This window comes from Azospirillum sp. TSH100 (assembly GCF_004923295.1).
In the GTDB taxonomy this organism is placed as follows: domain Bacteria; phylum Pseudomonadota; class Alphaproteobacteria; order Azospirillales; family Azospirillaceae; genus Azospirillum.
In genome coordinates this window covers 1,778,846-1,792,607 of sequence record NZ_CP039634.1, presented here as the reverse complement: position 1 = coordinate 1,792,607, position 13,762 = coordinate 1,778,846, and the positions used below count along the sequence as shown (strand labels likewise).

Genomic DNA, 13,762 nt, shown 5'->3' with positions numbered 1-13,762 from the left:
GTTCGGCTGAGAGGTTGATGCGGGGCGGGACAACCACCTGCCCCGCATCCGAAGGCTCACATCCCCGGGGACGCTTCCGGCGCCAGCTGTTCGACGAACTCGTTGAAGTCGGACGCTTCCCGGAAGTCCTTGTAGACCGAGGCGTACCGGATATACGCCACCTGATCCATCGTCTGAAGCGCCTCCATGATCTTCTCGCCGATCTGCTTCGACGGGATCTCGCTTTCGCCGGAGGACTCGAGCTGACGGACCATGCTGTTCACCACCCGGTCGATGCGGTCGCCATCGATCGGGCGTTTGCGCAGGGCGATCCTCATCGACCGCAAGAGCTTCTCGCGGTCGAACGGTTCGCGCTGGCCGTTGCTCTTCACCACCGTCAGTTCACGCAGCTGGACGCGTTCAAAGGTGGTGAAGCGGGCGCTGCAACTGGGACAGAAGCGCCGCCGGCGGATTGCCGAGTTGTCTTCGGTCGGGCGCGAGTCCTTGACCTGGGTATCCTCGTTTCCGCAGAACGGGCAGCGCATCTGTCGATCACCTTATCGGATCAGAGAGTCGGATAAATCGGGAACTGACGGCACAGGCCGCGGACGCGCTCGCGCATCGCCGCCTCGACCGCCGTGTTGTCGCCGGAGTTGCTGGCGGCCAGCCCGTCCAGCGTCTCGACGATCATCTCGCCGACCTGTTTGAACTCGGCAGTGCCGAAGCCGCGGGTGGTCGCCGCCGGGCTGCCCAGACGAACGCCGGAGGTGATCATCGGCTTCTGCGGATCGAACGGGACGCCGTTCTTGTTGCAGGTCATGCCGGCATGCTCCAGGCTGGCTTCCGCCGCCTTGCCGGTCAGGTTCTTCGGACGCAGATCGACCAGCACGATGTGGCTGTCGGTGCCGCCCGACACGATGTCCAGCCCGCCGGCGATCAGCGTCTTGGCCAGGATCTGGGCGTTGTCGACCACCGCCTGGGCGTAGGTCTTGAACTCCGGACGCAGCGCCTCGGCGAAGGCCACCGCCTTGGCGGCGATGACATGCATCAGCGGGCCGCCCTGAAGGCCGGGGAACACCGCCGAGTTGATCTTCTTGGCGATGTCTTCCTTGTTGGTCAGCACCATGCCGCCGCGCGGGCCGCGCAGGGTCTTGTGGGTGGTGGTGGTGACCACGTCGGCATAGGGGAACGGGTTCGGATAGACGCCACCCGCGATCAGACCGGCATAGTGGGCGATATCGACCATGAAGATCGCGCCGACCTCGTCCGCGATGGCACGGAAGCGCTGGTAATCCAGAACGCGCGGATAGGCGGAGCCGCCGGCGATGATCAGCTTCGGCTTGTGCTCGCGGGCCAGCGCCTCGACCTGATCGAAATCGATCAGATGGTCGTCCTTGCGGACGCCGTACTGCACGGCCTTGAACCACTTGCCCGACATGTTGGGCGCGGCGCCGTGGGTCAAATGACCGCCGGCGGCCAGCGACATGCCGAGCACGCAGTCACCCGGCTGAAGCAGGGCCAGCAGCACCGCCTGGTTGGCTTGGCTGCCGGAATTCGGCTGCACATTGGCGAAATCGCAGTTGAACAGCTTGCAGGCGCGCTCGATCGCCAGGTTCTCGGCGACGTCGACGAACTCGCAGCCGCCATAATAGCGCTTGCCCGGATAGCCTTCGGCATACTTGTTGGTCAGGACCGAACCCTGCGCCTCCAGCACCGCCTGCGAGACGATGTTCTCGGAGGCGATCAGTTCGATCTGCTCCTGCTGGCGGACCAGCTCGTCGCGCACCGCGCGGGCCAGTTCGGGATCGGTCTCGGCGAGCGAGGCGGCGAAGAAGCGGCCGATCTCGGCGGTGTTGCTGCTGGTCATGGCGGAAAGTTCCTCAAATCGAAGGGCGCAAAGCCGGTTGGAAGTCCCGACAGGTCGATCCGGGAACTGTCGCGTCCCGGTTGCGGGCCTTGACGGCCAAATGAAGGTCCGAGCAGGGGAGCGGCGAAGTGTCGCGCTCAGCCCATCTTGGCGATGCGGCGGCTGTGGCGTTCGCCGCCCTCGAAATCGGTCTTAAGGAACATTTCGACGCAATCCTTGGCGATCTCCGGCCCGATGACGCGGGCGCCCAGCGCGATCACGTTGGCGTCGTTATGCTCGCGCGACAGCCTCGCGGTGGTCACGTCATGCACCAGGGCGGCGCGGACGCCGGGATGGCGGTTGGCGGCGATGCTGATGCCGATGCCGCTGCCGCAAACCAGCACGCCGCGCTGCGCCCGCCCGTCGGTGACCGCAGCCGCCAGGGCGGCGGCGAAGTCCGGGTAATCGACCGAGGCCGGTCCGTCTGTGCCGAGATCGAGGACGGTGTAGCCGGCGCCCTCAAGCTGCCGGGCGATCTGAGCCTTCAGCTCATAGCCGGCGTGATCGGAAGCGAGTGCCACGGTGCGGACGGTCATGACGGCGGAAACTCCGGTGCGTGCGGTAACGGATGCACAATCCGCAAGAGGGCCGGCGATGCGGCCGGCAATGCGGCGAAAGACGCCGGCACCCTACCAGATGTCGGTGCCAACCGCCACAGCCACACCATGACGTGGATGCATAGCTAAATCCGGCGCCAAACCCAGCACTGCATCCGGCGTCAAACTTGGCGGCCTCGGCGCGACGGGTGCTTTTCCGGCCGTCGTGCCGACATGTCGCCCAACCACCGAGAAAGTTCGGTGTCGGTTTTCACCTCTTCGTTGCCGAAGGCTGGAAACAAGGGAGATAGCCGGTTCGATATATGAGCGGGAAATCAGCCAATTGCCGCGGCAGACTCGGGGGAAAATCGCAAGCCGGCGCTTACTAGACGCCCCTTAAAGCTGCGGCACAGCCACAACCGCGCAACGATTTTCAGCGAAAGCTGATTTGCACGGCGGTCCTTTGTTCTGGCAGGCAAGAGCAACTAATTTGCTGCTTGCCGAAATTATATTGACACCTAAATCACGGTATGCAACTTGGTTCCTACGGACAAATGAAAAACCAGGACACAGTGCAATGAGCGACCAGCTTCGCGCCGATGTACCGGACAATGCGCTGCTGCGGATGACCGCCGACATCGTATCGGCGTATGTCAGCAAGAACGTGTTGCCTGCTCAGCAAATCCCCGACGTGATCAATACGGTCTACTCGTCGCTGACCGGCCTGAATGGTCAGCCTCGTGAGGTCGCGGCGGAACCGCTGAAGCCGGCCGTTCCGATTCGCAAGTCGGTGACGCCCGAATACATCGTCTGCCTGGAAGATGGGAAGAAGTTGAAGATGCTCAAGCGGCATCTTCGTTCGACCTACAACATGTCTCCGGACGAATATCGCTCCCGCTGGGGACTTCCGCCCGACTATCCGATGGTTGCACCGAACTATGCGGCACAGCGTTCGGAATTCGCCAAGCGCATCGGCCTGGGCCGCAGCTCCGGCCGTCAGACCCGCCGCAAGGCCGGCTGATCGAGAAAAGTCCGTATGCAACGCGGGCCGCTCCTTACAAGGGAGTCGGCCCGTGTGCGTGTCCAGTCGATGGCAAGCCATTGGATTTTTAAACGGCAAGCCATCCGATTGGTTGAAGATGCGAGCCGGTCGCACCCCAACTTTCCCGGCAGCATCCTGAAATCAAACAGCCTCAGTTCGCGCAGCCTTTCCGGCCCGACAATCGACAGTTGAAGCGGTCGACATTGCGGCTCAATTCCCGCCCGGTCGTCACATTCTCTTCGTTCAGACAGGTCAGATAGGCCATCGACTTGTCGACATACTCCTTCACCTCGCCCTGACAGGACGACATCTTGTCGGCGTTGAGGAAGGTCGCCTGATCATCCATGCACAGCGGCACGCCCGGCTTCAGACACCCGGCGGCCGGCGTCGTCGGCTGCGGGGCGGTCGAGACCGCTCCCCCCGCCGGTGCACCCGCACCGGGGGTCGGCTGGCGGCCGCCATGGTCCTTGGCGCCATGATCAGGCTTCTGGCTTGCCTGGGATGAAGCAGCCAGCGCCGCCTGCGGGACCGCCAGCACCGGCAGGACCGCAATCAAGGCGATTGCCGTCACCGCCGCCGCTCTCATACCCACCGCCCGAACACCCTTCATAGCCTCGATCCTCTGGTGTTTCGTTCTTCTGCCCGAAGGCCGGCACGGGATATCTGTCCGGCCGATACCCCGCTCAACCGGCCGAAGGGCGCTGGAAAAGGGGGGCTTTTCTTATGCGCCATTCGTTCAGAGATGCGCGGTTCTACAAGCGTTACACCCCCTGCGCCAGTGTCAACGGGCAGGCATAGGTCTACTGTCGGGGTCGAGCGGTTCGCTCTACGACCGGCGGTCCGGCCCTGTGCCGGGATTGCCGGCGAAGGCATGCCGGCGCTCACCATCAGCAAAAGCCAGACTTCGATCCGCGCCGTCCGGCCCCGTCCGGCGGCGCGTTTTCTTTGCGCGATGTGCGGTCAGTACAGTCCGCCATCCCGCTTCGGCCCCGGTTTGGCCGGCGCCGCAGATCCGCTTCCTTTGTTCTGGACGAAGCGCAGCTTGTTGATCGCCGTCCGCTTCAGCAATTCCTGGCTGCCGGTGGCCGGACCGGCCACCGTCACCTCGACGCCGGTTTTCGCGTCGATGGCGGTCACCCGCAGATAGCTGCCGACCCGCTGGAATTCGAACAGCACGTCTCCGTCGGTCATGCTCACGTCCCTCCTGCCCGGCCTTCCCTTACCGGAAGGCCAATCCCCGTTCGAGACCGCAACGGCCGGCGGCCATCGCTGTTGTCCACGCTGCCATCCGGCGCGCGCGAGCCCCGCTCCGCCAACACCCACAGCGAGGAAGGACCACCACAATGGCCGCCAAGACGATGCAGGATCTGCTGATCGAGGATCTTCGCGACATTTACCACGCCGAGAAGCAGATCGCGAAGGCTCTGCCCAAGATGGCCAAGGCCGTCAGTTCCGACCAGTTGCGCCAGGCGTTCGAAACCCATCTGGAACAGACCAACGGCCAGATCGAACGGCTCCAGCAGGTGTTCGAGGAACTGGACACCCGCCCGCGTGGCAAGCATTGCGATGCGATGGAAGGGCTGATCAGCGAGGCCCAGGAAATACTGGAAATGGGTCTGGCGCCCGAGGTGCAGGACGCCGCCCTGATCGCCGCCGCCCAGAAGGTCGAGCATTACGAGATCGCCAGTTACGGCACGCTGCACGCCTATGCCACCGCCTGCGGCCTCGACAAGGTCGCCCAGCTTCTGGACGAGACCCTGCAGGAGGAAAAGGAAACCGACAGCCTGCTCAACAAGCTGGCGATCGGCGACGTCAACAAGAAGGCGATGGCCGCCAGCGGCAAGAAGGCCGCCTGATCGCTTGCGCAACCCACCTCCGCCGTGACCAATCGCTTCCGGCCCCGAATAGGGGCCGGGCCCGGTTGCAAGCGCCGCGTCGGACCGGTAGCATCGCCGCCATCCGGTCCTTTGTGGTGCCCTGCCATGCGTGGATTTCTGTCCGCCCTTTGCCTTGCCCTGCTTCTGACGCTGCCGTCGGCGCCGCCGGCTGCCGCCAACGAGGGTGCGGCAGGCGCCCTGCCGCCGTCGGTGCGGATCAAGCCGCTGATGGTCCCGGTGGTCAATGCCGGCCGGATCGAGAAATATACCCAGGTCGAAGTGAACCTGGAAGTCGGCGACGCCCTGAAGCTGGGCGAGGTCCAACTCAGCATTCCCCGCCTGCATGACGCCATCCTGACCGCCATCTACAAGGGGGTGGACGAGGGATGGATCGTCCGCGGCAACATCGCCAACGTCCCTGCCCTGCGCCGCCGCATCGATGAATCGGTGATTGCCATGTTCGGCAAGGACGTGGTCACCCGCATCCTCATCACGCCGATCGCGCGGCAGTCTTCGTTGCAATAGGTCTTCATTGCAATAAGCTTTCGGTCCGGTAAAACCCCACCGCAACAAACCCAATGCTTCCGCCGGAAGGATCGAGTCGTCATGGCCCTCGTCTATGTCGCGCGCAGTGCCGCCCTGACCAAATGGGCGTCCGACGTCGGACAGGGGAAACACATCTACAAGCTGGGCGTGGCGGAGGATGAGGCCGCGGCCAAAGTCGCCATCACCGCCGGCTGGGGCGGAGAATCCGACTGGAAGCTCGTGCAATCAAAGCCGGTCGAGGAACTGGACGAAGGGACCGCGCTGGCCCGGCTTCGCCGGCGCGAGAAGGTGATCGACCCCACCTATTACCCACGCCTGAAGGGCGCCGCCGGCGTGTTCCGCATCACTCTGACCAATGTTCAGAACAGCCTGCTGGTCGCCAAGGCGATGACCGCCGACGAGCCGCTGACCGAAATCAAGGTGAAGCCCAAGGACATCGCCGACTACATGATCCGCAACGCGATGGCCTGAGCCTCCGGTGACGACATCCCCCCCTCCCATCCGCCGCGTTCAGTTCAACGCCCTGACCCTGACCGAACTGCACGATCTGCTGGCCTTGCGCAGCCGGGTGTTCGTGGTGGAACAGGCCTCCCCCTATCCCGACATCGACGGGCGCGACCCTGGGGCGCTTCACCTGATCGCGTCGGACGCCGGCGGCGCCGTTATCGGCTGCGCCCGCTGCCTTGGACCTGATGGCGAAGGTCCGCAAGAGCCGGTTTCCTTCGGCCGGCTGGCGGTCGATCCGTCGCAACGCTCGACCGGGCTGGGGCGGGCACTGGTGGCGGAGTCGCTGGCGGTGCTGGCGGAGCGCTGGCCAGACCGCGATGTGGTCATCGGCGCGCAGCTTTACCTGGAACGTTTCTATGGCGGCTTCGGGCTGGTGCGCGACACCGAGCCCTATGATGATTTCGGCATTCCCCACATCGACATGCGGCTGCGGCGCTGATCTTGCGGCGACCTTTCCGCAATCGTGCCAAAACCTTCAATTGCATGCCATTGACGCCATGATGCGTCAAAATGCCTCCAAGCGCCCAACCTCTCCCGCTTTGCTTTCAGCGGGCAGCAAGCGATAAAATATTAAATTGTAAATTATATGTTCTCCAACCAAGCGTATAAGCCTGGGTGAGAGACCCATGCATCCGTCATACATCGAATTTTCGATGATCGACGTCGAATTGTCCGACGTATCAGCCTTCGCCTTCGATTTGGTTGGACACTTACCCAATCGAACGAAGTTCCCGAAGGCGAGACGACCGTTCGCGCTCATCAAAAGCCTATCCGGTCATACGAGGCGCAAAAAATGTCCTGGTTCACCCATCTCCGCATCGGCGGAAAACTGCTGACTTCATTCGCGATATTGATCGTCATCATCGGCGCAATCAGCATCGCCAATTATTCCACCCTGTCTTCGATCCAGTCCTCCATCGGGTGGACGATCCACACCTATCGCATGATCCAGACGACCGACGCGGCGATGGCGGCGATGGTCGATCAGGAGACCGGGTTGCGCGGCTATCTGGTCAGCGGGAACGACGCCTTCCTCGAACCCTACCGCTCGGGTGCGCAGGCGTTCGACCGTGCATTGGCAGAGGTGAAGTCGCTGACTGCCGACAATCCGCAGCAGCAGGCCCGGCTGGAGGAACTGCGCAGGCATGCCGCCACCTGGCGCCAGACGGTGGCGGACAAGGAAATCGCCCTGATGGCGAAGGCGGAAACGCGCGAGGAGGCCCGCGCGATGGAAGCCAAGGCGCTCGGCAAGGCGTCGATGGACAACATCCGCAGGCTGGTCCGTGAGATCGATGATGCCGAACATGCCCTGCTGGCCATGCGCGACACGGAACAGAAGGCCGCCTTCTCCACCGGCTACGTCACCGCCATCGTCGGCGCGCTCATTTCCCTGCTGGTCGCCGCGGCCGCCGGGATGGTGCTGCGCGGCTCCATCGCCACGCCGATCGTCGCCATGACAGCCGCCATGGGGCGGCTGGCAGGCGGCGACCGTGCGGTCGAGGTGCCCGGCGTCGGTCGCCGGGACGAGGTCGGCGCCATGGCTGACGCCGTGGATGTCTTCAAGCGCAACGCCATCGAAGGTGACCGCCTCGCCGCCGCCCGGCGCGCCGACGAGGAGGCCAAGGCTCGCCGTGCCGTCCGGCTGGAGGAGCTGATGCGCGCCTTTGAAGGCAACGTCACCGCGGTGGTGCAGAGCCTGTCGGGTGCGGCGACCCAGATGCAGCAGTCTGCCGGCTCCCTGACCGGCACCGCCGACGAGACCAACCGTCAGAGCACCACGGTGGCGTCGGCCGCCGAACAGGCCTCCGCCAACGTCCAGACCGTCGCCGCCGCAGCGGAGGAGCTGTCCTCCTCCATCGCCGAGATCGGCCGTCAGGTCAGCCAGTCGACCCGCGTCGCCGAACAGGCGGTCAGCGGCGCGAACCGGGCCAACGGCGTGGTTTCCGGCCTTGCCGAAGGCGCGCAGAAGATCGGCGAGGTGGTGGACCTGATCAACAACATCGCGGCGCAGACCAACCTGCTGGCGCTGAACGCCACCATCGAGGCGGCGCGCGCCGGCGAGGCCGGCAAGGGCTTCGCCGTCGTCGCCAGCGAGGTGAAGAGCCTGGCCAACCAGACCGCCAAGGCGACCGAGGACATCACCGGCCAGATCGCCACCATCCAGGGCGCGACGCGCGAGGCGGTTTCCGCCATCGAGGAGATCAGCCGGATCATCACCGAGATCAGCCAGATCTCCGCCACCATCGCCTCGGCAGTGGAACAGCAGAGCGCCGCGACCCAGGAGATCAGCCGCAACGTCCAGGAAGCGGCGCAGGGCACGCAGCAGGTGACCAGCAACATCGTCAGCGTCACCCGCGCCGCCGGCGACACCGGCCGCGCCGCGGGCGAGGTCCGCAGCGTCGCCGACCATCTGACCACCGAATCCACCCGCCTGCGCCGGGAGGTGGAGAATTTCCTCAGCGGGGTGAAGGCAGCGTAAGCGACAATAGGGGGCATCGAAGCCGACGCCCCCCTCTCCCGAACCTATCCCACCCCGTTCAATGCGACAGCAGCAACGGCACCGGGCAGGTGCGCAGGACATGCCGCGTCCCGCTGCCGCGGTGCAGGAACGGGAAGCCGTAGTGGCCGTGGGCGCCCATCACCAGCAGGTCGGCGCCGGTGTCCATGGCGCGGGCCAGCAGGGCGTCCATCGCGCCGATGTCGGTCACGGTGAAATGGGTCTGCTCCGCCGTCACGCCATGGAAGGCGAGATGGTCGAGCACGCCGACCCGCGGCGCCTCCGGAGACGAGGACGAAGCCTGGGTCAGCACGGTGATGACCGTCACCTCGTCGGCCTTCTCCAGCATCGGCATGGCGTCCGACAGGGCACGGGCGGCCTCGCGCTCGGCGTTCCAGGCGACGGCGACGCGCTTGCCGATGGTGGCGAAGCGGCCGGCATAGGGGATGACCAGAACCGGGCGGCCGGAATTCAGCACCACCTGTTCGTTCAGCTCCTCCGGCGCCGCCTGCGATCCGGCCTCGCGGTCATACTGGCCGAGCACCGTCAGGTCGGCGAAACGCGACCAGATGATGACCTCGCGGATGACGTGGTTGTATTCGCCGTGCGTCAGGCCGTGCCAGTGGCCCTGGAGCCCGGAAGCGGCGATCTTTTCCTTGAACAGCGCCTCGCTGCGGGCAGCGGCTTCGCCCAGATGCTCGCTCGACCGGCGGGCGATCACGCTGGTGGCGTTGCGGTCGCCCTGGGCGAACAGGCCGCGCAGGAAGGCGCCATGGCGCTGGGCCAGCGCGATGGCGGCGTCGAGCCGCGCCTCGACATGCGGGCTGCTGTCGAGATGGACGAGGATATGCTTGTAGGTCATGCGGGCCCTCCCGGTGTGAAATGCGATGTCTTGCGACGTCTGCCGTTCTCCGCACGGCCGATCGAAGGCCAAACGGATTGTTTCATATGCATCATGTTTAACCGGGCGGCGTTCGTCCAGCAGCGTTCATCCAGCCTGCGGTGAAAGGTCGCAAGGGAACAAACCCACCGCCCGGAACCGGTCAGGCGTCGCGGAAACGTCCATAGGTGTAATGCGCGGCACAGGCGCCCTCGGCCGACACCATGCAGGATCCCATCGGGTTTTCCGGGGTGCAGACGGTGTCGAACAGCTTGCAGTCGACCGGTCGCTTCACCCCACGCAGGATGGCGCCGCAATCGCAGCCCTTGTGGTCGGGCACGCTGGCGCCGGCGATGGGGAACCGCCGCTCGGCATCGAAGGCGGCATAGGCGTCGCGCAGCTTCAGCCCGCTGTGCGGGATGCTGCCCAGCCCGCGCCACTCGAAGGATGGCCGGGTCTCGAAGATTTCCAGCACCAGCGCCTGGGCCTTGCGGTTGCCCTCGGCGGTGACGGCGCGGGTGAACTGGTTCTCGACCTCGGCCCGCCCGTCGTTGATCTGACGGACCAGCATCAGGATGGATTGCAGCACGTCGAGCGGCTCGAAGCCGGAGATCACAACGGGCTTGCCATGCTCGACCGCGGCCGGGGCATAGGCCTCCGACCCGATGACGACGGAGACATGGGCCGGCCCGACGAAGCCGTCGAGCGACAGCCCCTCATCCGCTCCCGCCAGGATGCCCTGGATGGCCGACGGGGTGAGCACATGGTTGCAGAAGACGGAGAAGTTGGTCAGCCCCTGCGCGGCGGCGGCGCGGACGGCCAGCGCCGTGGGCGGGGTCGTCGTCTCGAAACCGATGGCGAAGAACACCACCTGCCGCTCCGGATTCTCGACGGCGATGCGCACGGCGGCATCGGCCGACACCACCATGCGGACGTCGGCGCCCTGCGCCTTGGCCTTCAGCAGGCTGAGCCGTCCCGACCCCGGCACCCGCATCACATCGCCGTAGGTGCACAGCGTCACCTCCGGCCGGCGGGCGAGCGCGATGGCGTCGTCGATTCGCCCGACCGGCAGGACGCAGACCGGGCAGCCCGGCCCATGGATCATCCGGACATTGTCGGGCAGCAGATCCGGGATGCCATAGCGGGAGATGGCATGGGTGTGGCCGCCGCAGAACTCCATCAGGTGATAGGAGCGGTCAGCCCGCACCTCCCGCGCGATGGCGGCGGCGACGTTGCGGGCAAGAACCGGATCGCGGAACTCTTCGACATATTTCATGGTCGCTCCCTCTGCCCCGCCATTTCACCCGCAAGGCTGATCCTATGCGTTGATACGGATCAAGAGGGAAGGCCGGCACCCGGTGGCTGCTCACACCTTATAGGCCAGCCGCAGCCCGCCCCAATGGCGCCCCCGCACGGTGACGGGGGCGGAGACGTCCTTCATCAGGGCGAATTTCCCGCCGCCCATGTCACGCCGGTAGGTCTGCAACAGGAAGGGCTTGGTGCTGCGGCCGGCGGCCAGGCCGACACGGTCGTTGAAGATGCGGCGGTTGCGGCAGTTGGCGGCGTTCCACACCGGATCGCGGCCCTGGGGCTGGCTGAACTGCCTGTTGTGGGTGGGCAGATAGCCGTTCTCGTCCACCGCCACGCAGAAGACGATGCGGCCGTTGGCCGACAGCACCGGTTCCTGGATGCCCGGCAGGACGCGGTCGCACAGCTGGGTGTAGCGGGTCATCACCTGCTGCGGGTCCGATCCGGCAACCGGCTGGTAATTGCGGTCGAACAGGTCGGATTCGCTGATGTCGCCGCGGGACAGCGCCTCCTCGAAGGCAGCGGACACCTTGGCGGCGGCGTCCTTGACCGCGGCGATGAAGGGGGTGTCGACCGTCTCGATGTTCAACTCCGCGGTGACGCCGATCAGCCGCTCGCTCATGCCGACCAGGCTGTTCACCCGGTCGCGCGCCTGGGCCAAATTCTCGCTGGACAGCTTCACGCCCACCGCCAGATCGGCGATTTCGCGCTCCAGCTCGCCGCAGTTGCCGCCGATCTCGGCCGAGGCGGCATCGATCTTGTCGGTCTCGCCGTTCAGCTCACGCATGGCGCGGCCGACCGTCTCGATCACCGTGCCGATGGCTGTGGTGCCCTCGCTGACCGCACGGGCCTTGGCGGCACTGGCGGCACTCTCCGTCATCAGGCGCTGGGCCTGTTCGTTCAGCACCTTCAGCGTCGCGTCGATCTCCGTCGTCGCCTCGCTGGTCTTGGTCGACAGCGACTTCACCTCGTTCGCCACCACGGCGAAGCCGCGCCCGGCCTCCCCTGCCCGCGCCGCCTCGATGGTGGCGTTCAGCGCCAGCAGGTTGGTCTGCTTGGCGATGGTGAAAATCTCCTTGGCGACCTTGCCGACGCGGTCCAGCGCGTCGCGCAGCCCGGCGATCTGCCCCTCGATCCCGGTCACCGAAGATACCAGCGCGTGGATGTCGGACAGCGACTGCTGCACCCGGTCATGGGAGCTGTCGACCTCCTGCCGGGCCTGCTCGGTGACTGAGCGTGCGATGGCCGACGCGTGCGAAATCCGCTCGGTGCTGCGCGACATCTTGGCGCCGGTGTCGCGCAGTTGGGTGAACACCTCCGACTGGTGGGTGACCCGGGCGTTCACATCCTCGATGTGGCCGGCGATATCCGCGATCTCGATGCCGAGATTGCCTGCCTCTTCCGCGATGTCCGCGATCAGATGCGGACGAAGCCCAAAGCCGCCATCCATTATGTCCACCATTTTTGCTGTTTTGTTACCGAGCGCTTACTCCCAGGAACTATTATTGCGCTTTTGATACAGATTCGCAACGAACGGGGCGACCGAGTCGGTCCCGGCACCCCTGTCCTTTGGTCGGATAACCTTTAGGAGAAGCCACGCCCTCAGATTGTGCAGCAATGCCGTTTGGACGCGATATGAGGGTTATCCCACAATGCGGATCCGTATTACGGAGCCCTCCGCCGCACCCATTCCGCTTGAGGTCAGCCAGCGATCCGATGGTCCAGCCGCTCGTCGGCCAGACCGGCCGGTTCCTGGTGGACCATCACCTCGGCATTGGCGAAAGCCTCGCGCAGCCGAATTTCGACACGGTCGGCGATCTCGTGCGCGGCGGTCAGGGTCAGGCCGCCGTCCAATTCCAGATGCAGCTCGATGAAGCAGCCGGTGCCCGCGTTCCGGGTGCGCAGGTCGTGCAGGCCGCGCACTCCGGGCTCGGCCAGCGCCAGCTCGGCGATCCGGCCACGCTCCTCCCCGCCCAGTTCGCGATCCATCAGCACATCGAGCGCGTCGCGCGCCACCCCGCGGGCGCCGTTCAGCAGGAACAGCGCGATGCCGATGCCGAAGAGCGGATCGACCACGGTCAGCCCGGTCGCCTCGGTCAGCAGGATGGCGACGATGACCGCCCCGTTCATCAGCAGGTCGCCGGAATAGTGCAGCCGGTCCGCCCCGATGGCGACGGAGCCGGTGGCGGTCTGCACCCGGCGCTGAAAGGTGATCAGCCCAGCGGTCAGCAGGATCGACAGCACCATCACGGCGATGCCCATCGTTCCCTCGGTGATCGGTTCCGGCCGGACCAGCCGCCGCACCGCCTCGACACTCAGCAGGACCGCCGAACCGCCGATGAAGGCCGCCTGGGCCAGAGCCGCCAGCGCTTCCGCCTTGCCGTGGCCGAAGCGGTGGTTGGCGTCGGCAGGGCGCAGGGCATGTCGCACCCCCAGCAGCGTCACCACCGAGGCCATCAGATCGGTACAGGAATCGATCAGCGACGACAGGATGCTGACCGATTCGGTCAGCAGATAGGCACCCAGCTTCGCCGCGATGAGGGTGGAGGCCACCGACACGCTGGCATAGGTGGCATAGCGGCGCAGACGGTCCGCCGATGCCGCGTTTTCCGCAATGTCGCTCACAGGCCCCCCGATCGAATCACTTGGTCATGCCAGGGCCGCCCCGGGCCGGCGCGTGACCG

At 65.5% G+C, this 13,762-nt stretch carries 15 protein-coding genes; 6 read left to right on the top strand and 9 right to left on the bottom strand.

Translation table 11 applies throughout. From position 1 onward, the window contains the following. Positions 1 to 56: 56 nt before the first annotated feature. The 3 genes from nrdR to rpiB form a co-directional block, all read right to left on the bottom strand. Positions 57 to 524 carry a transcriptional regulator NrdR gene (nrdR, locus tag E6C72_RS08550; RefSeq protein WP_109086448.1) on the bottom strand — a complete coding sequence of 156 codons (468 nt, stop codon included), beginning with the start codon at positions 522 to 524 and terminating at the stop codon, positions 57 to 59. 20 nt (positions 525 to 544) lie between these two features. Continuing rightward, positions 545 to 1,846 carry a serine hydroxymethyltransferase gene (glyA, locus tag E6C72_RS08545; RefSeq protein WP_109086447.1) on the bottom strand — a complete coding sequence of 434 codons (1,302 nt, stop codon included), beginning with the start codon at positions 1,844 to 1,846 and terminating at the stop codon, positions 545 to 547. Positions 1,847 to 1,983: 137 nt separating this feature from the next. After that, positions 1,984 to 2,421, bottom strand: coding sequence for a ribose 5-phosphate isomerase B (gene rpiB, locus E6C72_RS08540; protein WP_109086446.1), 438 nt, complete (start codon positions 2,419 to 2,421; stop codon positions 1,984 to 1,986). Between the two features lie 577 nt (positions 2,422 to 2,998). On the opposite strand from rpiB, the gene E6C72_RS08535 reads away from it, so the two are divergent. After that, positions 2,999 to 3,442, top strand: coding sequence for a MucR family transcriptional regulator (locus E6C72_RS08535; protein WP_042701716.1), 444 nt, complete (start codon positions 2,999 to 3,001; stop codon positions 3,440 to 3,442). Between the two features lie 172 nt (positions 3,443 to 3,614). Here the strand turns inward: E6C72_RS08535 and E6C72_RS08530 are convergent, their stop codons facing one another. Further along, positions 3,615 to 4,049 (bottom strand): hypothetical protein, encoded by a 435-nt coding sequence (locus E6C72_RS08530; protein ID WP_247875796.1) that lies wholly within the window; start codon positions 4,047 to 4,049, stop codon positions 3,615 to 3,617. Positions 4,050 to 4,423: 374 nt separating this feature from the next. Then, the gene (locus E6C72_RS08525; protein WP_109086444.1) at positions 4,424 to 4,654 is read right to left on the bottom strand and encodes a hypothetical protein; all 231 of its coding nucleotides are present in this window, start codon (positions 4,652 to 4,654) and stop codon (positions 4,424 to 4,426) included. Positions 4,655 to 4,806: 152 nt separating this feature from the next. Here E6C72_RS08525 and E6C72_RS08520 point away from each other — a divergent pair, with 152 nt between their 5' ends. The 5 genes from E6C72_RS08520 to E6C72_RS08500 all read left to right on the top strand — a co-directional run bounded on the left by E6C72_RS08520 (position 4,807) and on the right by E6C72_RS08500 (position 8,872). Next, positions 4,807 to 5,319, top strand: a complete 513-nt coding sequence (locus tag E6C72_RS08520; protein WP_109086443.1) for a ferritin-like domain-containing protein — start codon at positions 4,807 to 4,809, stop codon at positions 5,317 to 5,319. 126 nt (positions 5,320 to 5,445) lie between these two features. Continuing rightward, positions 5,446 to 5,865, top strand: coding sequence for a hypothetical protein (locus E6C72_RS08515; protein WP_109086442.1), 420 nt, complete (start codon positions 5,446 to 5,448; stop codon positions 5,863 to 5,865). 81 nt (positions 5,866 to 5,946) lie between these two features. Then, entirely contained in the window at positions 5,947 to 6,357 is a 411-nt protein-coding gene (locus E6C72_RS08510) for a hypothetical protein (RefSeq protein ID WP_109086441.1), read from the top strand. Positions 6,358 to 6,364: 7 nt separating this feature from the next. Continuing rightward, complete coding sequence (locus E6C72_RS08505) at positions 6,365 to 6,832, top strand: GNAT family N-acetyltransferase (RefSeq protein WP_109086440.1); 468 nt, start codon at positions 6,365 to 6,367, stop codon at positions 6,830 to 6,832. Positions 6,833 to 7,186: 354 nt separating this feature from the next. Then, positions 7,187 to 8,872: a methyl-accepting chemotaxis protein gene (locus E6C72_RS08500; protein WP_136700704.1), complete on the top strand. Its 1,686-nt coding sequence runs from the start codon at positions 7,187 to 7,189 to the stop codon at positions 8,870 to 8,872. A 58-nt stretch (positions 8,873 to 8,930) separates the two neighbouring features. Here the strand turns inward: E6C72_RS08500 and E6C72_RS08495 are convergent, their stop codons facing one another. From E6C72_RS08495 to E6C72_RS08480, 4 genes are all read right to left on the bottom strand, one after another. Further along, the gene (locus tag E6C72_RS08495; protein WP_109442426.1) at positions 8,931 to 9,752 is read right to left on the bottom strand and encodes a universal stress protein; all 822 of its coding nucleotides are present in this window, start codon (positions 9,750 to 9,752) and stop codon (positions 8,931 to 8,933) included. 181 nt (positions 9,753 to 9,933) lie between these two features. Continuing rightward, positions 9,934 to 11,046 carry a hydrogenase formation protein HypD gene (hypD, locus tag E6C72_RS08490; RefSeq protein ID WP_109442425.1) on the bottom strand — a complete coding sequence of 371 codons (1,113 nt, stop codon included), beginning with the start codon at positions 11,044 to 11,046 and terminating at the stop codon, positions 9,934 to 9,936. Between the two features lie 90 nt (positions 11,047 to 11,136). Further along, positions 11,137 to 12,540: a methyl-accepting chemotaxis protein gene (locus E6C72_RS08485; RefSeq protein WP_247875868.1), complete on the bottom strand. Its 1,404-nt coding sequence runs from the start codon at positions 12,538 to 12,540 to the stop codon at positions 11,137 to 11,139. A gap of 239 nt (positions 12,541 to 12,779) precedes the next feature. Then, a complete protein-coding gene (locus E6C72_RS08480) occupies positions 12,780 to 13,703 on the bottom strand; it encodes a cation diffusion facilitator family transporter (RefSeq protein WP_109442423.1) in 924 nt (307 codons plus the stop codon). Positions 13,704 to 13,762: the final 59 nt, after the last annotated feature.

Bases quoted from the DNA above. Each gene is read 5' to 3' on its own strand.
- nrdR (WP_109086448.1), bottom strand. From the start codon at position 524: ATGCGCTGCCCGTTCTGCGGAAACGAGGATACCCAGGTCAAGGACTCG.
- glyA (WP_109086447.1), bottom strand. From the start codon at position 1,846: ATGACCAGCAGCAACACCGCCGAGATCGGCCGCTTCTTCGCCGCCTCG.
- rpiB (WP_109086446.1), bottom strand. From the start codon at position 2,421: ATGACCGTCCGCACCGTGGCACTCGCTTCCGATCACGCCGGCTATGAG.
- E6C72_RS08535 (WP_042701716.1), top strand. From the start codon at position 2,999: ATGAGCGACCAGCTTCGCGCCGATGTACCGGACAATGCGCTGCTGCGG.
- E6C72_RS08530 (WP_247875796.1), bottom strand. From the start codon at position 4,049: ATGAGAGCGGCGGCGGTGACGGCAATCGCCTTGATTGCGGTCCTGCCG.
- E6C72_RS08525 (WP_109086444.1), bottom strand. From the start codon at position 4,654: ATGACCGACGGAGACGTGCTGTTCGAATTCCAGCGGGTCGGCAGCTAT.
- E6C72_RS08520 (WP_109086443.1), top strand. From the start codon at position 4,807: ATGGCCGCCAAGACGATGCAGGATCTGCTGATCGAGGATCTTCGCGAC.
- E6C72_RS08515 (WP_109086442.1), top strand. From the start codon at position 5,446: ATGCGTGGATTTCTGTCCGCCCTTTGCCTTGCCCTGCTTCTGACGCTG.
- E6C72_RS08510 (WP_109086441.1), top strand. From the start codon at position 5,947: ATGGCCCTCGTCTATGTCGCGCGCAGTGCCGCCCTGACCAAATGGGCG.
- E6C72_RS08500 (WP_136700704.1), top strand. From the start codon at position 7,187: ATGTCCTGGTTCACCCATCTCCGCATCGGCGGAAAACTGCTGACTTCA.
- E6C72_RS08495 (WP_109442426.1), bottom strand. From the start codon at position 9,752: ATGACCTACAAGCATATCCTCGTCCATCTCGACAGCAGCCCGCATGTC.
- hypD (WP_109442425.1), bottom strand. From the start codon at position 11,046: ATGAAATATGTCGAAGAGTTCCGCGATCCGGTTCTTGCCCGCAACGTC.
- E6C72_RS08485 (WP_247875868.1), bottom strand. From the start codon at position 12,540: ATGGTGGACATAATGGATGGCGGCTTTGGGCTTCGTCCGCATCTGATC.